This is a genomic window from Pedobacter cryoconitis, assembly GCF_014200605.1.
Classification (GTDB): Bacteria; Bacteroidota; Bacteroidia; order Sphingobacteriales; family Sphingobacteriaceae; genus Pedobacter; species Pedobacter cryoconitis_B.
Window position 1 is genome coordinate 1,038,345 of the sequence record NZ_JACHCE010000002.1, and the last position, 24,690, is coordinate 1,063,034.

20 protein-coding genes are annotated in these 24,690 nt (G+C 38.6%); 7 read left to right on the top strand and 13 right to left on the bottom strand.

Features of this window, described 5'->3' with window-relative positions; genetic code table 11:
- The first annotated feature begins 105 nt into the window (after positions 1 to 105).
- Complete coding sequence (locus HDE68_RS10615; protein WP_183881597.1) at positions 106 to 411, top strand: hypothetical protein; 306 nt, start codon at positions 106 to 108, stop codon at positions 409 to 411.
- A gap of 320 nt (positions 412 to 731) precedes the next feature.
- Here the strand turns inward: HDE68_RS10615 and HDE68_RS10620 are convergent, their stop codons facing one another.
- The 7 genes from HDE68_RS10620 to HDE68_RS10650 form a co-directional block, all read right to left on the bottom strand.
- Positions 732 to 1,403: a hypothetical protein gene (locus HDE68_RS10620; protein WP_183881599.1), complete on the bottom strand. Its 672-nt coding sequence runs from the start codon at positions 1,401 to 1,403 to the stop codon at positions 732 to 734.
- 323 nt (positions 1,404 to 1,726) lie between these two features.
- Entirely contained in the window at positions 1,727 to 1,930 is a 204-nt protein-coding gene (locus tag HDE68_RS10625; RefSeq protein ID WP_183881601.1) for a hypothetical protein, read from the bottom strand.
- Positions 1,927 to 2,103, bottom strand: coding sequence for a hypothetical protein (locus HDE68_RS10630; protein WP_183881603.1), 177 nt, complete (start codon positions 2,101 to 2,103; stop codon positions 1,927 to 1,929). Before HDE68_RS10630 ends, HDE68_RS10625 begins: the two co-directional genes overlap by 4 nt.
- Positions 2,104 to 2,444: 341 nt before the next feature.
- The gene (locus HDE68_RS10635) at positions 2,445 to 3,455 is read right to left on the bottom strand and encodes a hypothetical protein (RefSeq protein WP_183881605.1); all 1,011 of its coding nucleotides are present in this window, start codon (positions 3,453 to 3,455) and stop codon (positions 2,445 to 2,447) included.
- A 15-nt stretch (positions 3,456 to 3,470) separates the two neighbouring features.
- Entirely contained in the window at positions 3,471 to 6,377 is a 2,907-nt protein-coding gene (locus HDE68_RS10640; protein ID WP_183881607.1) for an OmpA family protein, read from the bottom strand.
- Positions 6,378 to 6,382: 5 nt separating this feature from the next.
- Positions 6,383 to 6,880, bottom strand: a complete 498-nt coding sequence (locus HDE68_RS10645) for a DUF4280 domain-containing protein (protein WP_183881609.1) — start codon at positions 6,878 to 6,880, stop codon at positions 6,383 to 6,385.
- Positions 6,881 to 6,904: 24 nt separating this feature from the next.
- The gene (locus tag HDE68_RS10650; protein WP_183881610.1) at positions 6,905 to 7,912 is read right to left on the bottom strand and encodes a hypothetical protein; all 1,008 of its coding nucleotides are present in this window, start codon (positions 7,910 to 7,912) and stop codon (positions 6,905 to 6,907) included.
- 750 nt (positions 7,913 to 8,662) lie between these two features.
- Here HDE68_RS10650 and HDE68_RS10655 point away from each other — a divergent pair.
- Positions 8,663 to 10,564, top strand: a complete 1,902-nt coding sequence (locus HDE68_RS10655) for a class II glutamine amidotransferase (protein WP_183881613.1) — start codon at positions 8,663 to 8,665, stop codon at positions 10,562 to 10,564.
- 79 nt (positions 10,565 to 10,643) lie between these two features.
- Here the strand turns inward: HDE68_RS10655 and HDE68_RS10660 are convergent, their stop codons facing one another.
- Both HDE68_RS10660 and HDE68_RS10665 read right to left on the bottom strand, forming a co-directional pair.
- A complete protein-coding gene (locus HDE68_RS10660; protein WP_183881615.1) occupies positions 10,644 to 11,225 on the bottom strand; it encodes an inclusion body family protein in 582 nt (193 codons plus the stop codon).
- Positions 11,226 to 11,462: 237 nt separating this feature from the next.
- The gene (locus HDE68_RS10665) at positions 11,463 to 12,089 is read right to left on the bottom strand and encodes a LysE family translocator (RefSeq protein WP_183881617.1); all 627 of its coding nucleotides are present in this window, start codon (positions 12,087 to 12,089) and stop codon (positions 11,463 to 11,465) included.
- A gap of 217 nt (positions 12,090 to 12,306) precedes the next feature.
- On the opposite strand from HDE68_RS10665, the gene HDE68_RS10670 reads away from it, so the two are divergent.
- The 5 genes from HDE68_RS10670 to HDE68_RS10690 all read left to right on the top strand — a co-directional run bounded on the left by HDE68_RS10670 (position 12,307) and on the right by HDE68_RS10690 (position 18,363).
- Entirely contained in the window at positions 12,307 to 13,914 is a 1,608-nt protein-coding gene (locus HDE68_RS10670) for an MFS transporter (protein WP_183881619.1), read from the top strand.
- 4 nt (positions 13,915 to 13,918) lie between these two features.
- On the top strand, positions 13,919 to 14,371 hold the full coding sequence (locus tag HDE68_RS10675) for a deoxycytidylate deaminase (protein WP_260171743.1): 453 nt from the start codon (positions 13,919 to 13,921) through the stop codon (positions 14,369 to 14,371).
- Positions 14,372 to 14,379: 8 nt separating this feature from the next.
- A complete protein-coding gene (gene guaA / locus HDE68_RS10680; protein WP_183881621.1) occupies positions 14,380 to 15,909 on the top strand; it encodes a glutamine-hydrolyzing GMP synthase in 1,530 nt (509 codons plus the stop codon).
- The gene (locus tag HDE68_RS10685; protein WP_183881623.1) at positions 15,866 to 17,101 is read left to right on the top strand and encodes an ABC transporter substrate-binding protein; all 1,236 of its coding nucleotides are present in this window, start codon (positions 15,866 to 15,868) and stop codon (positions 17,099 to 17,101) included. The genes guaA and HDE68_RS10685 overlap by 44 nt, the downstream gene beginning before the upstream one ends.
- A 95-nt stretch (positions 17,102 to 17,196) precedes the next feature.
- Entirely contained in the window at positions 17,197 to 18,363 is a 1,167-nt protein-coding gene (locus HDE68_RS10690; protein ID WP_183881625.1) for an RsmB/NOP family class I SAM-dependent RNA methyltransferase, read from the top strand.
- 59 nt (positions 18,364 to 18,422) lie between these two features.
- Here HDE68_RS10690 and HDE68_RS10695 read toward each other — a convergent pair whose 3' ends face one another.
- From HDE68_RS10695 to HDE68_RS10710, 4 genes are all read right to left on the bottom strand, one after another.
- Positions 18,423 to 18,989 carry a MarC family protein gene (locus HDE68_RS10695; protein WP_183881627.1) on the bottom strand — a complete coding sequence of 189 codons (567 nt, stop codon included), beginning with the start codon at positions 18,987 to 18,989 and terminating at the stop codon, positions 18,423 to 18,425.
- 86 nt (positions 18,990 to 19,075) lie between these two features.
- A complete protein-coding gene (locus tag HDE68_RS10700; protein ID WP_183881629.1) occupies positions 19,076 to 20,560 on the bottom strand; it encodes an amino acid permease in 1,485 nt (494 codons plus the stop codon).
- Positions 20,561 to 20,736: 176 nt separating this feature from the next.
- Positions 20,737 to 22,209 carry an amino acid permease gene (locus tag HDE68_RS10705; protein ID WP_183881631.1) on the bottom strand — a complete coding sequence of 491 codons (1,473 nt, stop codon included), beginning with the start codon at positions 22,207 to 22,209 and terminating at the stop codon, positions 20,737 to 20,739.
- Positions 22,210 to 22,335: 126 nt separating this feature from the next.
- Positions 22,336 to 24,588 (bottom strand): sodium-translocating pyrophosphatase, encoded by a 2,253-nt coding sequence (locus HDE68_RS10710; RefSeq protein ID WP_183881633.1) that lies wholly within the window; start codon positions 24,586 to 24,588, stop codon positions 22,336 to 22,338.
- Positions 24,589 to 24,690 lie beyond the last annotated feature (102 nt).

The following is a 24,690-nucleotide window of genomic DNA, read 5'->3' on the forward strand; positions in this document are numbered from 1 at the left end:
TAATTAAAGAGGGGTGAAAATCTAAATAGTTGAATTGATATTGTTGCTAAGTACAGGTTTGCTGGCCAGGAGAATTTTCTTTTCTTTGCCATGAGGAGATAAACTATGATGGACGAAGTTAAAAAAGAGAAAGATGAGCAGTTTTGCCCAGCCTGTAAACGTGGTGTCGTGGTGTCATCACGTTATCCAAATTATGTTTGCAGGGACTGTGTTTTATTGGCAACTGATGAGGAAGGGAAAGCCCTGGAGTTTTTTAACTCAGATATATTTGGGCATGGATGTGTTGGGAGCTATAAGGATAGTGAAGAGGTTTATGGTTCCAATATTTGCTATATCAAGGGGATTAAATTTGAGGCTAATGAAGCTTATATGGGCGGGATTGTAGTTACACCGGTTTTGTCGCTTCAATAGCCTCAATTATTGTCTTTGTTTTTTTAGTGGGTCTTGATATACCTGAAAAGCAAAATTGCAATTGAAATAACCCCCCATGCGATGCCCCAGTATTGTAATGGGATAAAATAAAGATCGTTAACTGATTTTTTGTTTAATCTTAGACCCGTGATATAAACCAGGGGTGCTGAACACAGTAGGCTATACAAGAATATTTCGAGACTTGCATTTCCATTGGTGCCAAAAAAGAATATTCCAATCAGAATTGTGCAAACTGGTGTCAGAAGGGCTAGTGGCCCCCAACCTTTGTAAATAATCATATTGTTTTATAGGGATTGTTTTTATGCTTTGTTGATGAGTTGATCCAGTAGGGAGACGAAACTTCTGCCACTGAAAATACCGTTGGTAGATGTACTGAAAACAATGTTGTTTTCTTTGTCCTGTAAACTGATCTGACTAATCCAGTTGTTTACTGAGAAATGATTGAGATCTGAAATCATGATCTTTTTTGAATCGATTACCAGGTAATCTTTATTGACAGCAATTTCTTTTGGTTGTACGTTTAAGAAGGAGTTTGTACCTGTAGCAAATAGCTTTTTGCCCATTGCTGTACTGTAGTTGATGTATTGAAATGTAATGGTCTTATTCTGCTCCAGTTCCTTTAGTACTTTGGGTACATAGAATTTTTCGTGCTGGGTAGTCATCAAATTAATTGCGCTGATGACATTGGTGTAGCGAGGGGTAATAGTTTCCCAACTGTCTTCTTTCCCGGAACGGAAAGCGATGTTATTAGTTAAGAATGAACGTCCGGAACTAAATAAGTAAAGGTCTTCTAAATCTTCAAAAAGCTGTACTTTGTTTTGTCCTTTTCCTGCTGTCAGGATACCTTTTTCATATAAAGTATAGGTCTTGCCCTGGCTAAGTTTTAAGGCCAGCAATAAGATGGCAATTCCCATTCCCATGATGAATGCAATGCACCAGTAAAGTATGCTGATGTCTCCTGAGAAATTCATCTTTCCTTCTTTAACTGCAAGTATGGCTCCGAAATAAATGAAGGCTGAAATGGCTGAAAATAAAATAAGGATAAAAACTGCGAAGTAAGTGAAGCCTTTTCCGGGATTGTGTTTGCTTTTTAAGGCACCCAGCTCTTGTACGTTATTTATTTTAAATGATAAGGTGTTTATTATTAGTTAATTGTAGTTTAATTACTATTTTGTAAATTTCATGAAACTATCGTTGCGCAAATTGTGTACCAATATGGAGCTATTCCGCATCAGTTGATGAGATGGGAATTGAATGTTGGATAGGATTAGGGGTAGGATTTTTAAGGTAATTGCTAGCGGATTATTTCAAAAGCAGTTTTTCCTTTGGGGATATGGAGATAGAGTTTATAGAAATTTCCTATAGTACTCCCTTTTTTATTTTTGTATTTACCCCATAGAGCAGACTCACCTCTAAATCTGATATCCATTGAATTTTGTTCTAAACATACCAGGTTACCATTTCCATATAATGAAGAAGTCTTCAGTTTGATGTTCATCTAATAGCACCCATAAAAGTCATCCCATCTGGTTTTTTAGGGCTATGATGTTCTGGTAACAACTTTTTACGCAGATAAGGATCTTTTCCTGTTTTATCTATTTTTAACAAAATAAGTTCCACGCCTGTCCAATCGGGTAAAGTATGAATAGCATCACCATTTTCTTTGACCAATAGGATATAACCTATATGTTATTTTCTGAGGTCCGCTTTTTAAAATATAATGCTGGATATCTATTTGAGAAGTTACCTGGCCATCATCGTAATACTTAAAAACAGGTACATCGTTTATTAAAATTTCCTATGCACAGCCAACTACTTTATTGAGTTCCAGAAAGTAATAAGGTTCTTCGGGATAATGCTTTATAGCTTTAGATATTGTCTCTATGTAATGGTGTGCTGTAAGATTTGACTTTGCAGGCAAAAAGACATTTGGAAGCTCCTTTTCCCGTTTACACGAAAAAAAGAAGCTTACTAATATTAGACAAGAGACAATTAGAGTTTTCTGCACAAGGTTATCTGATTATTTCAAAAGCAGTCTTCCCTTTGGGGATATGCAGGTAAAGTTTACGGAAATTTCCAATAACACTTCCTTTATCATTTTTGTATTTACCCCATAGGGCCGACTCACCTCTAAATCGGATATCCATAGAATTTTGTTCCAGGCATACCAGTTTACCATTTCCATATAATGACATTTTGTAATTTGCCAACGGTTCCAGCTTATAACTTGATTTTGTGAATGGTTTTAAGTAAGCATCTAATGTCTCCTTTAAGTCTTCGTTTGAACTATATTCACTTTGGCAAGTTTCGATTTCCTTGGCATATAGATATCCGAAGAAGTCTTCAGTTTGATGTTCATCTAATAGCTGCCATATTAACTTATAAGCTGTTTCAGTTTTTTGAAGTAATTCTTTCTGGTCCATTTTACTTAAATCGACACTGTTGGCCCATCCTTTATTTTCATAAGGTAATTGGGCATCGAAAGTGAAACTATTTTCATAATATTTGAGCCCAGCACCCATAAAGGTCCTCCCATCTGGTTTGTTAGGACTGTGATGTTCTAGTAAGACCTTTTTACGCAAATAAGGATCTTTTACGGTTTTATCTATTTTTAACAAATTAAGATCCACGCGTGTCCAGTCAGCTAACGTATTAATAACATCACCATCTTCTCTCTTACCAATTGGATATAGTTTATATGTTATTTTCTGAGGGCCACTTTTTAGCATATAGTATTGTATATCTATTTGAGAAGTTACCTGCCCATCATCGTAATACTTAAAAACAGGCACATCATTTATTAAAATTTCATATGCACATCCAACTATGTTGTTGATCTCCAAGAAGTAATAAGGCTCTTCGGGATAGTGTTTAACAGCCTTAGACATGGTCTCTATGAAGTTTTTACTGGTAAGTTTAGGGTTTGTAGACATAAGTGTGTTTTTATCATTAATTGTTTTCGTAGGTTCTGTACAGCCCATAAGCATATAAATAACCCCCAAAAAGAAGAACATTTTTTTCATAATCGTTTAGAATTTTTAATACAATTGGACATCAGCAATATCAATATTTTGAGGCTCAAATAATACAAAGTCCAGTTTCTCATCATCTGGATTTAATTCGAGCACTTTTTCACCATCAACTGTTAATTTTGATTTAAGAGTAACGTATCCTTTTATACCAGAAAAATAGATTTGATCTTTATAGTAAGGACCCCTGCTAACATCAACACCATAAGTTCTTTTATGTGTAATATAGCCCTCTAAATTGAGCTTCAATGCTCCGTCAATTCCTATTGGAGGAACATATTTTCTTAAGGGCTTCCATATCTGAATTACTCTTTTACCAGTGGCTTCAAGGAATATTCTAGCTTTAATTGTATCCTCGCCAATAACTTCACCACTACTATTGCTTAATGCACTATTCAAAAGATTAAGTACTGTGATTTTTTTATCTCCTGCATTAGCAGTCATTGGAAGTGCAATTTTTAGTTCATAATTGGCCTCAATCCTTCCTATAAATTCTAAGGTGAGCTCTGCATCCCCCCCAATTTTATTTAAAACTGCCTGAACTTCTTTACTTATTTCTGTTTTAGCCGCAGCATTCTCTTCAATGGTTGCTTTAGCATTTTTTTTATGCTTAACAGATGCAACAAGATCAGCCAGTTTAAACGTCTTCTTATATTGAATGGCAATCAAAGGTTTTGCGCTCACATTATCTTCTATCATATAATAGATATTGCCATCACTGCCTTTCTTAAGATATAGGCCTCTGTTCATCGCTACTTTAGGGAAGATGAATTCAAAGCCAAGATCCTCCATTTTATCTTTTACAGCTTTTGCCTCTTTTAAGAAACGGGCTGCCTTTTTTAGTTTCGGTAATTTGGCTGCTGCAGTCTCTCCACCAGTTAATACCGCAATAACTACTTCGACTACGATTACGAGTATGGTCAGGGTCAGGATAGCGATCTCAGTTACGATTCTGTGTTTCTCTGTATAGTCGTCTTCTCTGGCAAAACCATCAAAAGACCCGCCTGTCCAGTTCCATCTCTTGTGATAACCTAAACCATACATTTTAGATTCTTCTCTGATATAATTTACCAGCCATTCCTGGGCATATGCACTTATTGTAAACATAGGTACCCATTTAATTGCACTGAAGTACATTTCCAGGTATTTCTCTACTTTACCATATAGTGTCTCTATGCCTTTTACAATCTTTACCTTTTGCTCTTTTCCTTCTTTTTTAAAGTAGAAAGATTCATCATAGTCATAGCTTGCATGAAAGATCCATAAAGCATCTGTAAATGCTTGTACAATAACGGTTGGCTTAGTCTTATCAGGAAAATAGTTACATGAATTAATCGAAACCTGAAAACGGTTTGGGGTCAGTGTTCTTAAAGGGGGTAGAACAATGGGTAACATCGGTGCGATATCAGCAAATACGGGGATCTTTAATAATCCTCCATTAATATCTACATCCTTTGCAACGGTCCTGATAGATTCTTCGTTCGTTAATTCAAGATATTTTGCTTTCTTTTCATCATGTTTTTTTGCCGGATCACTGGCCATCATACAGTTTTTGATATTGAAATTCGTTATACGAAAGTCTAATACTGTCGGTGTTTCCAGTGTCGGAACAATGGTATTATAAAATATAGCCTTGATACCAGGGGTGTAAAAAGTAAGCTCGGTGTAGCGGTTCAATTTATGAATAGGGGTATCTATATTTGTTTCATAGATAAACTGCTTGGCCTTCGATGAGCCATACCATTTTGTGGACAATTTATTGGTAACTCCATGTGTATTCAGGTAGCTTAAAACACCATTTGCACGTTTTTCGGTAAGATCCATATTGTACTGGGCATCTTTCCGGATATCTGCATACGATTCAATTAAAAGTGAAATCTGCGGATTTGATTTTAAAAGCTTTGCCAGGTTATCCATCACAGGTTTTGCATCTGCTCTGATATCGTACTGGTCAGTATCATAGTATATCTTCAGGTCGAATTTGAACTTAGGTTCATTAGAACCGAATGTCAGTTTCTCGCGTTCGTCAAAAAGTAGTTTAGGTTTACCGCGGTCGGTAACATTTATACTCTGGAATTTACAGCCATGCATCACATAAGACTCAGCCTGTTGCCCGGTTTTTGCCGGGGTACTGGTCTTGGCAGGCATGATCTGTTCAATAAAAGTACCCATTTTATTGTTGATGTAAAGATGAGTAGCATGTTTGTCCTGACCTTTTTCATCAGTTACATAACCTTTGGCGGGGTCTCCTTTTACCTTAATGAAAAAATGTTCTTTAGGTTTTCTTAGCCCTCCCAATTCATTGTACCAGGCCATGGTATCTACTGCCGGAATCTGAAGTTCGATATCTCCATTAACACATTTTATACCGTATGTTTTTCTCATACGTTTAATAGTCCCTAATGAAGTATTATAGATCTCTACTACACAATCATCGCCATTTAAGCCTTCTAATTCCAGATGAAGTTTAAGTGGTACACCATAAATAGTGGGGTTGTCTGTGGTAATCTGATTATCATTGCCAGGCTCATCAACTATCCATGATGATTTGATCAGTTTCTGTTCACAATATCCGCCAACTAAAAGCCCGGTATTGTTTTTTGCATCCTTAATACCTGACAAGGTAGCTTCTATATAAAAGTTATAACTGCCGCATTGTTTTCTGGTAATTTGATAACCATAGATGTCTCTTGCGGGAATTACTGTCTTCTTGAATTCTATCTTTTTGTCCCCGCTCTGTCTTACCCAGGTTACTGTCTTTTTTTTATCTTCCTCAGTGGTTCCGGGAAACCATTCGCCGACTATAAAATATACCCATTGATCAGGGGCTATTGTAAGCTTATAATTGGGAATGGACAGGTTTCCGAAAACCTTACCTGTACCTTCCCATTTAATCTTTTTTACACCTTTTAACATAATTATTATACCTGAGGATTTGTTATTGCTTTTTCAGTATTTCCGGCGTCATTAAACTGAGGCTGGGTTAGTTCTTCTAGATCTACAGCAGGGTTTAATGCTTTGGATACTGCTGGTTTAGCACGCTGCATAGTCTGTTTACTTAATTCGGCAGTTTGTCCATGGTCAATGATCAGGATACAATCTTTCCCACCTACAGGACAAGTGGCCTTACTATCTTCTAATAAGATCTTCCCGCCATTGGTTAAAGTTGTCTTTTCATAAAAGCCTGTCCATTCAGTAATGATTGCAGTACATGGTTTCATGAGTTGTTTAGCGCAGTTGCCGAATGTGTTCTTCTCCAGTGTAGAACCAATATCCTTATTACTGGCAATGAGTTTCTTCCCGCTATCCTTATCATTAGCAAACTCTCTTTTATGTGTGAGTACTTTTAACTTGTCGGGGGCTGTACCAAAATTACACAGGCATGTGGCCCCTTGTACTACTAAATGTTTCTCTGCCATTGTATCTCAATTTCTGTTAACCCACTATTTCTTGAAGAATGAGCTAATTATACGTGTAATACTATTTTCTGATTTCTGAGAGTTGTTCCCATCTAAAAAGACAAGACTGCTGCCTTGCTGCTCTTCTGACATTAAATTATCGGAATCCTTCTCTTCATCAATCCTGAATAACCTGATCTCTATAGATTTGTTAATGGGCTCCTCTAAAACCCATTTGGCTACTATTGATTCTATTGATTTTGTGTTTGCAGCTAATTTATAAGTAGCATTATAGGTCCCGGAAATTGTCCGTGCACCCTGACCTTCGAGTATAAAATGATAACCATTCTCTATATTGAATTTAGTTCTTTTATCATTTACAGTGCCTTTATGGATGATTTCAATTTCTTCGTAATCATTTAATAAGGGCTTAACCAACTGACTGGTTTCAAAACTAACCTGGTTTCCTTTTGCAGCTACCGGAAAAAACACATCTTCCTGAATTTGCAGATCGGGAGTATAAGACTTATAAATATCATTGAAATAGGCCCTGAACAGCAGATCGTTCCTGAAACTATCGGCTAGCAGCTCTGATGAATTGATCGTAACATCCATCAGTTCGATATATCGGGTGACCAGATCTCCGAGAAAATACTTCTTTACGCGCTCTTTAACCTCTTTCCATCGCTCAATGATTTCCTGTTCGTTGTAAATGCCTGCAAACTGTCCGTTGAAGCCCACTTTAACATCAAGCGGATAAAATACTTTCCCGCATTCATAGGCAAGCTGATCTACTAAGAGGTCAGGAACAACATTGTTTATAAAGACTTCGGTAAGTCTTTCCAGTCTGAAAATTCTTATATCCTGCGAAACAGTTTTTATATATTTTATTTCTAACTCGTACTTGATTGCATTCTCTTCATCCTGGTTTTTGAAAATTTGCAAATAGCCATACTTTCTGGAAAAGAACGGAGGCTGTAATTTTAAATTCAGCTTATGGTTACCAGAGAAAGTTACGGGGAGGTGTTTTTTAATGAGGTCTTCAGTTTCCATTAAATAATACGGGCTCTAAATTTTCGGTCGGTACGCTCTTGGTCATCATGAATACCTTCTTCTAGTGTAATTCTGTTTTAAATATTTGATTTAAAGTCTAAAGACCTATTTCTTACTTCACAAAAATTTAGCCAATAAGAATAAGTTGAGATCTATTTGCGTAATAAGCATGCACTTATCTCCTGTATTGAATGAATGAAATTAAACTTTCGGGCATAAAAAACAGCCTTAAACTGTTTTTAGCATCTTAAAAGCTGTAATTAAGAAAGATCAGATTTTTGAATAGTAAAGGAAAAAATACAGCTGCAGGATTAAACGGCTGGTACAAAAACCTTTAATTGTCCTTTTCATTATAGTATTGTAGGTATTTCTGGTCTGGCAAGTATTGAACTTATTGCGTCGTTTAATTATCATTCGTAATCAAGCTTTAACCACTAACCAACAGAAGTCCGCAGAGTAAAAAACAAACTGTCTCTAAATTATATAATTCTTCATCTGCGCTATGTCGTTTTTTAACAACCTGCAAGGGATGGAATTTGAAAAAATAAAAGTATACCAATACAAAGAGCATAGCATGTCGTTACCCTTTTTTGGTATAAGTAAATGCAGCTCGGGCATAGTATGTTTTTATTTTTCCTCAAATCCCTTACAACACCCCCCAAAAACAAACATTTCGCTGATGAAAGATTGTATTTTTAGCTAGGTTCTGATTTTTATTAAAGGTAAATTTGCGGCTCAAACCACAAACAAATGAGTGACCAGATAAAACACGAGTGCGGAATTGCTTTTATCCGTCTTTTAAAACCTCTCTCATTCTACCAGGAAAAGTATGGTACAGCCCTTTACGGACTGAATAAACTATACCTTTTGATGGAGAAACAACACAACAGGGGACAGGATGGCGCAGGAATTGCAACAATCAAATTAGATGTAAAACCAGGTCACCGGTACATTAGCCGTTACAGGTCAATGGCGCAGAATGCCGTTGCCGATATCTTCGGATACGTCCAGGGTAAATTTGCAGACATTCAAAACGAGACACCTGAATTAATGCAGGATGCAGAATGGCTGAAACAAAATGTAAGTTTCATAGGAGAGGTATTGTTAGGACACCTTCGCTACGGAACACATGGTCAGAACAGTATCGAGAACTGTCACCCATTCCTTCGTCAGAACAACTGGATGACACGTAACCTTGTTATTGCCGGTAACTTCAACATGACTAACGTTGATGAGTTATTAGAGCAATTGTACGAACTGGGACAACATCCAAAAGAACAAGCTGATACAGTTACTGTATTGGAAAAAATCGGTCACTTCCTTGATGATGAAAATCAGGAATTATTTGATACCTACAAAAAAGAAGGATTATCAAATGTAGAGATTACCGCTAAAATATCTCAAAACTTAAACATCGCGAATATCCTTACCCGTTCTGCTAAGAACTGGGATGGTGGTTATGCTATTTCCGGAATCGTTGGAAATGGTGATGCATTTATTCTGCGTGACCCATCAGGAATCCGTCCGGCGTTTTTCTATCAGGATGATGAAATTGTTGTGGCAGCTTCTGAGCGTCCGGCAATTCAAACTGCATTTAATGTAGGCATCAACAGTGTTCAGGAAATAAAACCAGGACATGCACTGATCGTTAAAAAGGATGGTACAGTAACACAGGAAATTTTCAGAGAGCCTCAGGAAAAAAGAGCATGTTCATTTGAACGTATTTATTTCTCTCGTGGCAGTGATGCTGATATCTATAAAGAAAGAAAACAATTAGGAAGATTACTGATTGATCAGATTTTGAATGCAGTAAATTCAGATTTGAAAAACACAGTTTTCTCTTTTATCCCGAATACTGCTGAAATCTCATTCTACGGTTTGGTAGAAGGAGTGCATAAGCATATTAAAAAAATCCAGAAGAATACGCTTATTGAGCGTAAAGAAACGCTGACGGATGCAGAATTAGATGAACTGTTATCTATGGCTCCGCGTGTAGAGAAGCTGGCTATTAAAGACGTGAAGTTACGTACTTTCATTACCGCTGATGCTGACCGTAAAGAAATGGTAGCACACGTTTATGATACTACCTATGGGGTAATCAAAAATAATGTGGATACACTGGTAGCAGTGGATGACTCTATTGTAAGGGGAACTACACTGAAACAAAGTATTATCAAGATTATTGACAGGTTACATCCTAAGAAAATCATTATTGTTTCTTCTGCACCTCAGATCCGCTATCCGGACTGTTACGGAATTGACATGTCTAAATTAGGTCAGTTCGTAGCTTTCGAAGCAGCTATCCAGTTATTAAAAGAACGTGGATTGGAGCATATCATTGAAGAAGTATATCAGAAATGTAAAGCTTCTCTTTTATTGCCTAAAGAGGAAATTGTCAATCATGTAAAAGATATCTACAGACCTTTCAAACAGGAAGAGATCTCTGCACAGATTACAAAAATCATTACTCCTAAAGATACGGTTGCACAGGTTGAAGTAATTTACCAGACACTGGATAATTTACATATCGCTTGTCCTAATCATACAGGTGACTGGTATTTCTCAGGTAACTACCCAACTCCAGGTGGAAACAAAGTTGTTAACAAGGCTTTTGTGAACTGGAAAGAAGGAAATAACCAGAGAGCCTACTAATTACAGTATATTTTACTTAAAAGCCGGTGCTGTTTTCAGCACCGGCTTTTTTGTTCTTAAATAATTAATTAAAAGTTATTTAGCTGACATATATCGTTGGATCCCATTGATAATATCCATAAAGCTGCTGTGTTTCACCATCTCCGGCTAAAGTATAAAGCGCAAATTGAATGATATAAGATTCAGTTCCCTGTTTTTGTACTGTAGAGTTATAGGAATAGAAGGTTATACTTGTTGTTGTAGTATTAAAGCCATTGGAGGACTCTATAACAGGTACTACGGCATAAGCTCTGGTTACCATGTCATAATGGAATGGATTGAGTACGTTGCCTTTAGGGTCTGAATTCATAGGAATGATACCATAGATGATTATAGCATCGTCAGAATTATTATAGGCTGACACACCTCTAAAAGAAATCCTGTCATTTGGTTTGGCGCTAAATGTAATATCTGCTTTCCCCTGATTGGTGATATTATTTGCACCTGCAGCTACGACATATTCTGAATGATGATCGATGGCATATGGCTTGCTTTTGTCCTGGTCATTAATACCGTGGATACTGGCGCAGTTTTTTTTTATATAATCGGTATCGATTACAACAAGAATGTCAATAATTTTTCCTGTAGAGTCTGATTCTCCTGGATTCCCTTTGGTTGTCATGGTAAATAGTTTTAGGTAATTCGGCCTACTCTGTCTGGTTTTCGGCTTTCCCAATCTTCTGTCGCTGTGCTTCCAGATGACAATGTAAAGGAAGAAAGAATGGGTCTGATAAGAAAGAGTGTAAATACTGGCTTTAATAATTAAGTATATTTACGTTTAAGATTATATTTTTCTTGAAAATATGCTTTGTAGCTACTTTAGAGCTTTAAGGAGTAGGGTGATTTCACCCTTTTGAAATTAACTGTAATATTTGATTGCGACTTCGATAAACAATCTGATAGCGAAAATGATGATGACTGCGCCTGCAATCCGGTTCAGGATCTTGATGTTTTTCTCTTTAATCCGGTACCTCAGTTTAGCTGCATAATAGGTTTTAATGAAGTCTACAAAGAGTTGGGTACACATGGCTACTACAAAAAAGACTACTTTTTCGGCCATTGCATAATGCAGCTGACCAGAAACAATACCGCCTACCATAATCCAAAACATTAATGTAGTGGGAGAGAGCAGGCACATTAAGAATCCTTTAATGATATATCCGCGCTTGCGCACCTTTACTATTTCAGAAGTTTCGTAATTTACCTTGACTTTATTGATCAGGTAATACAAACCAATTCCTAAAAGAAAAAGACCCCCGATAATGCCTATGTATTGATTATAATCTGCATTATAATCTACAAACTGTGAGCTGAAAATCGTGAGGCTGATAAATATAATGTCACTTAAGATCACGCCAATGGCCAAAGAAAAACCAGCTTTAAAGCCCTTTTCAATGCTGGTTTTGATCATGGAAAAGAAGACTGGGCCCGTTAAAAACGAAAACAAAATACCCGCACCTATCCCTTGTAATATTGCTTCAATCATTCAACTTACATATAATTCGCGCTAATATCTGATTTTAAAGTATAATACCGCCTATTTTTTTTGCTTCATTTATTGTGTACACTATACACAATATTTTAATTATGTTTATGCCTTGTATTATCGACACTAAGTATTGATAATATTATAGCTATAATTATACGGAACAATCATAACCATAAGATAGTTTCAGACAACCAAAAAAAAACTTGCATAATCAATGGAAAACCAAAAACAAAAAAACTATGGAACGGCGTTGTATTCAATCATCACCGTGTTCTTTTTCTGGGGCTTTGTGGCCGCATCGAACGGTATTTTTATACCCTTCTGTAAGTCACATTTTAACCTGACACAATTTGAATCGCAACTGATTGACTTTACGTTTTATGGCGGATATTTTATTGGTTCATTAATTTTATACTTTGCTTCTCAGGCTAGCAAGGTCGATATCCTTAACAAAATAGGTTATAAGAAAGGTATTATTCTGGGGCTGATTATCTCGGCAGGCGGTGCTTTATTAATGGTTCCTGCAGTTCACTCAGGGTCATTCCTGTTTATTCTGGTAGCTTTCTTTGTGATTGCCATAGGGTTTTCTTTACAACAAACAGCTGCACAGCCATTCGTGGTAGCTTTAGGTGCCCCTGAAAGTGGTACACACCGTTTAAACCTTGCTGGTGGTGTAAATAACTTCGGTGGTTTAATGGGACCTGTAATTGTAAGTCTTGTGCTTTTTGGTTCTGCAAGTGATGCAGTAGCTAAAACAGTAGAAATTTCATCAATCACTACCTTATACTATGCATTATCTGGTTTATTCTTATTGGTTGCTGGTTTCTATGCCATCACTAAATTACCAGAAGTAACGAGTAAAGAAACAATGGAGGCAAGTCCAAAGTCAAACGGACCGCTTTTAGTGATCATTCTTGGATTTTTAATGGTACTTGCAGCTAAACCATTAGCTGGTTTAACTAACCTGCCTGAAGCAAATTTTGTATATTCTTCACTGGCTATTATTGTTGGTGCATTAATCTTTGTACTGCTTAAAAAGAAAGAAAATGGCAATCAATGGGGAGCAATGCAATATCCTCAGCTGATTATGGGAATGATCGCCATCTTTACTTATGTAGGGGTTGAGGTAACTATTCAAAGTAACCTGGGTGCTTTATTACACCTGAAAGAATTTGGTGGTTTCCCTGAATCTGCAATTAAACCATATATCGCTTTATACTGGGGAAGTATGATGATTGGCCGTTGGACAGGTGCTGTGAGTGCTTTCAACTTATCAAAAATTACTAAAAATATATTAACGGTTATTGTTCCTTTTGTTGCTTTTGGCGTGATCCTTTTAGTAAATCATTTTACAGGAACGGACGTAGGTAACTTATATATTTATGGTGTTTGTGTGGCTGTACTGATTGTAGGCTTCTTCCTGGGTCAGGAGAAACCAGCTAAAACACTGGCAATTTTTGCTACTCTGGGCGTAGTTTGTATGCTGGTTGGTTTAATGACTACTGGCGAGGTTGCTACTTTCGCATTTATCAGCGGTGGTTTATGCTGCTCAATTATGTGGCCTTCTATATTTGCCTTATCTATCACCGGACTGGGAAAATATACAAGCCAGGGTTCATCATTCCTGATTATGATGATTTTAGGTGGTGCTATTTTGCCACCGGTACAGGGACAGTTAGCGGATACACATGGTATCCACCATTCATATATTATCCCGCTGTTTGGGTTTGTTTACCTGATATTCTTTGCATGGAAAGTGAGTTCGGTATTGAAAAGACAAGGAATTGATGTAGAACATATCGAAGCAGAAGGAGGCCATTAATTTTATGACAGTTAAACCTGGTTTTAATGATATTTATATGAATCTGGCGGTAGATCTTGCCGCCAGATCTCATTGTGTAAGGGCACAGGTTGGTGCTGTATTGACAAAAGATACCCGGATCATTTCTATCGGGTATAACGGGCCGCCGTCGGGTACCCATAATTGTGATGAAGAATGGCCCGGTCAGGGCTGTGAAAAAGATTCCCGGGGTAGTTGTTCGCTCGCCCTGCATGCAGAAGAAAATGCAATTCTTTATGCTTCCAGAAATGGTTCTAAGATTGAAGGCGCTACTTTATATACGACGCTTTCCCCTTGTATTGCCTGTGCACGATTAATCCTTTCGTCTGGGATAAAAGTTGTTTATTTTAAAGATTCATATGCAGCCTATAAAGGTTTGTCCAGTGATGAGGGTGTGGATTTCTTAAAAAGATTCGGTGTTGAAGTGAATAAATACTAACTTTGGCCATGCTAGAAAAAATCATCATTATCGATTTTGGATCTCAATTCACACAACTGATAGCCCGCAGGGTACGTGAGCTAAATGTTTATTGCGAAATACATCCATTTAATAACATTCCGGAAACCTTATCAGATGTTAAAGGTATTATCTTTTCAGGTAGCCCGTATTCTGTGCGTCAGGAAGATGCACCTCAAATAGATTTAACACGCTTTCACCAGAAATTTCCGGTGCTGGCTGTTTGTTATGGTGCACAATATCTTGCGCAGCATTCAGGTGGTGAAGTTCAGGCTTCTTCAACACGTGAATATGGCAGGGCAAATCTGAATTTTGTTCAGTCAGATAATAAATTATTAAAAAACATAGGTTTGGATTCTCAGGTTTGGATGTCACATGGTGATACCATCACTGTAGTTCCTGAATCTTTTGAGATCATAGCAAGTACTGAAAGCGTAAAAGTTGCCGGTTTCCATGTGAAAAATTCGGATACTTATGCAATTCAGTTCCACCCTGAGGTAACACATAGTACTGACGGAAAACAATTACTGGAAAACTTCCTGGTAGATATTTGTGGCTGCAGCCAGAACTGGACACCAGATGCTTTTGTTGAAACTACAATTGCAGACCTGAAAGAGAAACTAGGCGACGATAAAGTTGTTCTTGGTCTTTCTGGTGGTGTGGATTCGAGCGTTGCAGCAATTCTATTGCACAAAGCTATCGGAACTAACCTGCACTGTATTTTTGTAGATAATGGCTTATTACGTAAAGATGAGTATGAAGCTGTTTTAGAACAATACAAACACTTAGGTTTAAATATTAAAGGGGTTGATGCAAAGGACCGTTTCTTAAGCCAGCTTGCTGGTATTAAAGATCCTGAGCTGAAACGTAAAGCTATAGGCCGTGTATTCATCGAAGTATTTGATGATGCAGCGCATGAAGTACAGGATGTAAAATGGCTTGCACAGGGTACGATCTATCCTGATGTAATTGAGTCAGTTTCTGTAAAAGGCCCTTCAGCAACAATTAAATCTCACCATAACGTGGGTGGTTTACCTGATTTCATGAAACTTAAAGTAGTGGAACCTTTGAATACTTTGTTTAAAGATGAAGTAAGAAGAGTAGGTAAATCATTAGGCTTAGAAGACTTTATCTTAGGCCGTCACCCTTTCCCGGGCCCAGGTTTAGCGATTCGTATTCTGGGTGATGTAACCGCAGAAAAAGTAGCTATCCTTCAGGAAGCTGATGCAATCTATATTAATAATCTTAAAGAAGCAGGCTTATACGACCAGGTTTGGCAGGCAGGAGCAATTTTCCTTCCGGTTCAGTCTGTAGGTGTAATGGGCGATGAACGTACTTACGAAAACGTAATTTGTCTTCGTGCTGTAGAGTCTGTGGATGGAATGACTGCTGACTGGTGTCATTTACCTTATCCGGTTCTTGCGAAAATTTCGAATGAAATAATCAATAAAGTAAAAGGTATTAATAGGGTTGTATATGATATTAGTTCAAAACCACCTGCAACGATTGAGTGGGAATAGATTCTGGTGTCTGATATTTATTTGTTTTTGTCTGGCGGCCTGTTCGCCAAAGACAAGAACAAATAAGTCACCTAAAAAAGAAATCGGAAAAACGGATGATAAAAAAGATATGGCGTCAGAGAAGAAATTCACTGAGGCTAATATCTCTTTACTGATTCCGCTGAACCTGAATAGTGTCAGAATAAAATCGGGTACTAAAGCTGAACTGGAGAAATCTGCCATGTCCATTGATTTTTATCAGGGCTTTAAAATGGGCGTTGATTCTGCAGCCGCAACAGGGATGAATTTTAAGCTGAAAGTGCTGGATACACGTGATAATAATGTTCAGATTACTTCTTTAATTAAGTCGGGCCAAATTAAAGGCACTAACTTAATTGTTGGCCCTGTATTTCCTGATGGGGTTAAATTTATTACCAACTATTCTATCGTGAATAATGTTCCTGTGGTTTCGCCTCTGGCAGCTACACATCCTGCTGAATTTAATAATCCAAATCTGATCTCTGTTGTGAATAATATCGATCTGCACGCTGATAAAATCGGGGATTATATCAGAAGGGAATATGACCCTGGAAAGGCTATTATTGTGCTGATTAACCCAAAGAAATCGGGTGATGAAGTATTAGGTGATCCTTTGCGTGATTATTTTCAGAAGGGCAGGGGCTCACGTTATACGTTTCAGGAATATAGTTCTGTGTATACCATGGAAACTAAAATGGTGCCTGGTAAACAGTATGCAGTGCTGATTTCTTCGTCTGACAGAGCTTTTGTTGTAGCAAGTTTAGATAAACTGGCTAAAATGCAGGGTGCTGGCAATGCGATTGAGCTATTTGGTCATCCAAACTGGATCAAACAGAATTATAATACAGAAAAGCTGCAATTACTGCGTACAAAAATCACCACCTCTTACTGGGTTGATTACAAAAGCCGGGATGTCATTAATTTTATCAAAAAGTACCGCCAGCTTAATAAATTTGAACCTGCTGAATATTCATTTAAAGGGTTTGATATAGGATTTTTCTTTGGAAAACTCTTCGCTGAATATGGTGCCGGATATCTGAAACACCTGACCACAGAACGGTATAACGGATTGGGTAACTCTTTCCGTTTTATAAAAGATGAAAAGCTGGGTTATATCAATACAAGCCTGTTTTTGCTGGAGTATAAAAACTATACTTTAGACCCGATAGAATAGGGTGGGCTTCATTACCGTTGAAAAACAATAGATACTAAATGAAACCTGCATAGTTCATGCAAGCTTCATTACCGTTGAAAAACAATAGATACTAAATGAAAATCGAATATCAGATACGTTCCTTTGAGGATGTCTTCAAACAATATGACGGTATTTTACCTTTGCACAGGTTCCTGGTTACTTATTTTAAGCAGCACAAGCAAATGGGCTCGTCAGACAGACGCTGGGCTACCAGGTATCTGTATAGCTATTTCCGTTTAGGCCAGGCTTTAAAGAAAGAAAAACAGCTGTTGCGTCTGGCTATTGCCGACTTTTTATGCAATCAAACAGACAGTCTGATGATTGATCATTATCTGCCTCAGTTTAAAGAACAGCTGTTATTGCCGATACAAGCTAAACTGAAGCTCGTTGAAGATGCCTTCCCGAAATTTAAGTTAACGGATGTCTTTTCTTTTGGCGCTGAATTATCTGAGGGGATCGATCAAACGGAGTTTTTACAATCGTTCTTTATCCAGCCAGATTTATTTCTGCGGATTAAGTCTGTACATCATCAAAAGATTTTCGATCTGCTGGTTGCAGCAGAGGTTGCTGTCAGAGAGATCAGTGAGCAAACACTGGCCTTGCCTAATGGGACCAAATTGGAGAAACTGCTTCCGGAAGATCAATATTATCAGGTGCAGGATTTGTCTTCTCAAAAAACAGGTGAATTGTTCGCTCCGCAGCCCTATGATTATTGGTGGGACTGTTGTGCTGCTTCGGGCGGAAAGTCTCTTCTGCTCCACGATATGCAACCTAAAATAGAACTGCTGGTTAGTGATGTCAGAGAGAATAGCCTGCATAACCTGGATGAGCGTTTTGCTGCTGCGGGTATTAAGAAATATCATAAGAAGGTACTTGACCTGCTGCAGAATAATGAGCAGGATTTACATGATTATAAATTTGACGGGATTATCCTGGATGCACCTTGTACAGGTTCCGGAACCTGGGGCCGTACACCAGAAATGCTGGTTCATTTTGATACCCACAGAATTGAGTACTTCTCTAAATTGCAGAAGGGGATAGCCGAACGTATAGTGAAATACCTGAAAGTTGGTAAACCACTGATTTATATCACCTGCTCGGTTTTCAAGAAAGAGAATGAAGAGGTCATTGCTTACCTGCTGGCTAACTTACCGCTTACTTTAGAAAGTATGCAAAGTGTAACAGGTTATAATGATAAGGCCGATACGATGTTTGTCGCAAGGCTGATTAAAAAAGATTAATGATTGGAAAGGTCTGTCTGAAATTTTTTAGGACAGACCTTTTTTATAGGTTCCCTGTTTTATAAACCTGTGTTACTTCTGAAAAGCTTAATCGCAATAGCTAATAAGATCACTCCAAATGCCTTTCTCAATACGTTTAAGCCTGATTTTCCAAATAGCTTTTCTAAGCGTTCTGTGTTTTTCAACACAAAATAAACGAACATCATATTGATTAAGATACCTACGATGATATTCTGAGTTGCATATTCAGTTTTAAGGGATAATAAGGTGGTCATTGTTCCTGCACCTGCAATCAGCGGGAAGGCAAGGGGAACGATAGAAACTGTTTCAGGGGCCTCTTCATGAAATAAGGTTAGCCCCAGTACCATTTCCATAGCAATACAAAAGATCACAAGAGAACCGGCAATCGCAAATGATTCTACATCCAGTCCGATAACTTTCAATAAGGTTTCTCCGGCAAAAAGGAAAATGATCATCAGGCAGGTAGCTACAATTGTCGCTTTTTCTGATTCGATATGACCTGCTTTACGACGCAGCTGAATAACCACGGGAATTGCACCTAATATATCAATGATTGCAAACAAAACCATTGAGGTGGAGAGTATTTGACTTAGATTGAATTCCATGGTATATTTTTGTGTAAATGTAAAATGAATTAAATAAAAAAGCCACTTATAAGTGGCTTTTTTATTTAATTCATTTTATAGAGAGCTTACTTTAATAAGCTGTCATTATATTCATTTCTGATCTTGCTATGTTTCTTACTGTAAGCATAATAGATGATTACGCCTAAGGCCATCCAGATCGCTAAACGCTCCCAGCTTACAATAGGTAAAGAAGCCATCATCAGTACACAAACCACAATACCTAAGATAGGGATTAATGGAACCCATGGGGTACGGAAAGGTCTTTCTAACTCTGGATTGGTTTTTCTTAAGATCAATACACCAATACAAACCAGTGAGAAGGCAAATAAAGTACCGATACTCACCATGTGGCCTAAGTCTGATACAGGTACAAATCCAGTGAAAATACTTACAAAAACCATGAACACAAGATTGGTTTTCCATGGAGTCTGGTTTTTAGGGTGTAAATCAGAGAAGATTTTAGGCAATAACCCGTCTTTACTCATGCTATAGAACACACGGCTCTGACCTAATAACATCACCAGGATTACTGAAGTATAACCAGCAAGAATAGCAATCATTAAGAACCTGTTTAAGAAAGTATAGCCTGTTTGTGCAAAGGCAGTCGCAACCGGTTTAGCATCACCAGCAAATTTGGTGTAGTTTTCCAGTCCTGTCATTACATAAGAGAACAGTACATATAATAAGGTACATACAACCAATGAACCGATAATACCAACTGGCATACCTTTTTGCGGGTTCTTAGCTTCCTGCGCAGCAGTACTTACGGCATCAAAACCGATAAAGGCGAAGAAAACAACCCCTGCACCACGCAGAACACCACTGATACCGAAATGTCCGAAATCATCACTTGAAAAGAATTCCATGAAACCTCTTGTACCAGCTTTTACAGCATCTTCTCCCGGGTTAACAGGAATAAAAGGATGATGATTGGCAGGGTTGATGAAACTCCATCCTAAAACAATAAAGATCAATACAACAGCTACTTTCACAATAACCAAAACGTTATTTACAGCTGATGAATCCTTTGTACCTTTCATTAATAAAAGGGATAAAAGACAAACAATGACGATTGCCGGTACATTGACAATTCCACCTTCCCATGGACCGTGTAAAAGGTTTTGCGGGAAATGAATACCGAATTCTAAGAGGAACTGCGAGAAATATTGTGACCAGCTGGAAGCTACTGTAGCTGCACTTAATGCATATTCAAGAACTAAGTCCCATCCGATGATCCAGGCCATAAATTCTCCCATAGTGGCATAAGAGTAAGTATAGGCACTTCCGGCAACGGGAATCATAGAAGCGAATTCTGCATAGCAAAGACCTGCGAAACCACAACCAACTGCAGCGATGATAAAGGAAAGTATTACTGCAGGGCCGGCATTATCTGCGGCTGCAATACCTGTAAGGGAAAATAAACCTGCACCAATAATAGCACCGACGCCTAAGGCTACAAGATTGAAACTGGTTAGGGAACGTTTCAATGTACCCTCGCCACTCTCATTTGCTTCAGCTAATAATTGTGGAATAGATTTTTTAAATAACATAAGTTAATTGATAGTTTTTTTAAGATTGTTTTGTTTTTAGGATTGGATTAATTGAATCTCAAACCTAATTAAAATATATTTAAAAATAAAAGGGATTCTCGTTGAAAATCCCTTTTATTCAATATAATATATGGAGTGGTTAAAGATTAACCTTTTGTCTGTCACACAGATAACCTTTAAGAAATATGTTCGTTTCTGATCTTACTATGTTTCTTACTGTAAGCATAATAGATGATAATACCCAGCGCCATCCAGATCGCTAAACGCTCCCAGCTTACAATAGGTAAAGAAGCCATCATCAATACACAAACGATAATACCCATGATAGGCACCAATGGAACCCATGGGGTACGGAAAGGTCTTTCTAACTCTGGATCAGTTTTTCTTAAAATCAATACACCAATACAAACCAGGGAGAAGGCAAATAAAGTACCGATACTTACCATGTGGCCTAAGTCTGATACAGGTACAAACCCGGCAAAAATACTGACGAAAACCATAAAGGCAAGATTGGTTTTCCAGGGGGTCTGATTTTTAGGGTGCAGCTCTGAGAATACTTTAGGCAATAACCCGTCTTTACTCATACTGTAGAACACGCGGCTCTGTCCTAATAATAAAACCAGGATCACTGAGGTATAACCAGCAAGAATGGCAATCATTAAGAACCTGTTTAAGAAAGTATAACCTGTTTGTGCAAAAGCAGTCGCAACCGGCTTAGCATCACCGGCAAATTTGGTGTAGTTTTCCAGTCCTGTCATTACATAAGAGAACAGTACATATAATAAGGTACATACAACCAGTGAACCGATAATACCAATAGGCATACCTTTTTGCGGGTTCTTGGCTTCCTGCGCAGCAGTACTTACGGCATCAAAACCGATAAAGGCGAAGAAAACAACTCCTGCACCGCGCAGAATACCACTGATCCCATAATGTCCGAAATCATCACTGGCGAAGAATTCAAAGAAACCTTTCGTACCCGATTTCACTGCTTCTTCACCTAAGTTAACAGGGATGAATGGATGATGGTTAACAGGATTGATAAAGCTCCATCCTAAAGCAATAAAGATCAATACAACAGATACCTTCACAATAACCAATACGTTGTTTACTGAAGAAGAGTCTTTTGTACCTTTCATTAAAAGCAGGGATAACAGGCAAACAATGATAATCGCTGGCAGGTTAACGATACCGCCTTCCCATGGGCCATGAAGCAGGCTGGTGGGGAAATGGATACCGAACTCTAACAGGAATTGTGAGAAATACTGTGACCAGCTGGAGGCGACTGTTGCTGAGCCTAATGCGTATTCCAGGACTAAATCCCATCCGATGATCCAGGCCATAAATTCTCCCATAGTGGCATAAGAGTAAGTGTAGGCACTGCCGGCAACGGGAATCATAGAAGCGAATTCTGCATAGCAAAGACCTGCAAAACCACAACCAATTGCTGCAATAATAAAGGAAAGTATGACTGCGGGGCCGGCATTATCGGCTGCAGCAATACCTGTAAGGGAGAATAATCCAGCACCAATAATAGCGCCGACGCCCAGGGCCACCAGGTTGAAACTGGTTAAGGTACGCTTTAATGTACCTTCGCCACTCTCATTCGCCTCAGCTAATAGTTGTGGGATTGATTTTTTAAATAACATAAGTTAAGTTGAGTTGTTTTATTTTAGGGTAAGGTTAGTTCGAAATCAAACCTAATTAAAATATATTTAATAATAAAAGGGATTTTTGTTGGAAATCCCTTTTATTCAGAACAATATATGGTTTACTTAAGGGTGAACCAGGGTATCTGTCACATTTTTGACAGTATCTATCTTTATTTTTCCTTTAGAATCGGTTGATTTGCTGATTTGTATCTCTTTTCTAATCTCTGTTGTACCCGGATTACTGATTCCAACGGCAATATGAGGGGCAATGATGAGTGAAACGATAGACATCAGCTTAATCAGGATGTTCATGGATGGGCCTGAAGTATCTTTAAACGGATCTCCGACAGTATCACCGGTGACAGATGCCTTATGAGGATCTGATCCTTTATATTCCATTTTACCTTCGATCATCACTCCTTTTTCAAAGGATTTTTTAGCATTATCCCATGCTCCGCCGGCATTGGACTGGAATATTCCCATCAGTACGCCCGAAACTGTTACGCCTGCAAGCAATCCGCCCAGCACTTCGGGACCAAATGTAAAACCTACTATAATCGGTACGATTAAAGCGATTGCCCCGGGCAGCATCATTTCGCGAATAGAAGCTTCGGTGGAAATAGCCACACATTTTTCGTATTCAGGTTTAGCTTTGTATTCCATGATTCCCGGAATTTCTTTAAACTGCCTTCTCACTTCCTGTACCATCGCCATTGCCGCCCGGCCTACTGCGGCAATGCAAAGAGAAGAGAAGATGAAAGGGATCATCCCGCCTACAAATAACCCGGCAAGTACATTTGCTTTATAAATGTCAATCGAAGTGATACCCGAAATTCCTGCGAATGCAGCAAATAACGCAAGAGAGGTTAATGCGGCAGAAGCAATAGCAAATCCTTTTCCTGTTGCTGCGGTTGTATTTCCTACAGCGTCGAGCATATCCGTTCTTTCTCTTACTTCTTTTGGTAATCCGCTCATTTCTGCAATTCCGCCTGCATTATCTGCAATTGGCCCGAAAGCATCAATAGCGAGCTGCATGGCAGTAGTAGCCATCATCCCTGCTGCGGCAATAGCCACACCATAGAAACCTGCAAAATAATAAGAAGTATATATTCCGGCTGCAAGTACAAGGATTGGTAATACCGTAGATTCCATACCTACAGAAAGACCACCGATAATGTTTGTAGCATGGCCGGTTGAAGATTGCTGGATGATTGAATTGACAGGGCGATTGCCCATTGCGGTATAGTATTCTGTAATCAGGCTCATCAATGTCCCAACGATCAGGCCAATTAAGATGGCATAAAAGACGGACAGGGATGTAAATTCGAATCCGCGGATGGACATTACCGGGGGCAACAGCCAGCGGACAGCGAAATAAGAAGCAATAGCGGTCAGTATAATAGATAACCAGTTGCCCATATTCAATGCGTTTTGTACGCTGTCAGTCTCGTTCTTGATTTTGACAAACAGGGAAGCAACTATAGATAAGATTAGCCCTAATCCGGCAATCAGCATAGGTAACAGGACCGGAGCCATCCCGCCAAACATATCTTTAGAAACGATTTCCTGTCCCAATACCATGGTGGCCAGGATTGTGGCTACATAAGAACCAAATAAATCGGCCCCCATACCTGCTACGTCGCCAACATTGTCTCCGACATTATCTGCAATGGTTGCCGGGTTACGTACATCATCTTCGGGAATTCCTGCTTCTACTTTCCCAACAAGGTCAGCGCCAACATCTGCTGCTTTGGTATAAATCCCTCCGCCAACTCTGGCAAACAGGGCGATACTTTCTGCACCTAAAGAGAAACCTGCTAAAACTTCAATGGTTTTTTTGAGTTCTGCTGATGATTCCGGGCCTCCGGGATGTACGAAGGTATGATAGAGAACGATGAATAAGGTTCCTAAACCCAGAATGGCTAATCCGGCAACACCGAAACCCATCACTGTGCCGCCTCTGAATGAAACTTTTAATGCTTGTGCTAAACTGGTTCTGGCTGCCTGTGTGGTTCTTACATTGGCCTTTGTAGCGATCCGCATACCTAAATAACCTGCAAAGGCTGAAAATACTGCGCCTATCAGAAAGGCGATAGCGATAATCGGACTGGAATGAATAGGGCTTGCGGCACTTCCTGTCAATGTGCCTGACCAGGCTAACAGGATGCCTGCAATGATGACGAAATAACTAAGGACTTTCCACTCTGCTTTTAAAAAAGCCATAGCACCGTCTGCTATATAACCTGCAAGTTCAGACATGTTTTTGTCTCCTGCTTCCTGCCGGGTAACCCAGGCACTCTGGAAGGCCATAACGAGTATCCCAATAAGGCCAAAAAGGGGGATGAAATAAATTAAGTTCTGCTGTAAAAAAATCATATGTTGTTTAAATTTGGTTTCGCGGTAGATGGCTTTCTGGCCGTTATACAAAATAATCAGAGTTTCTGACATTGCCAAATTAATCGTCTATGTCTGAAAGAT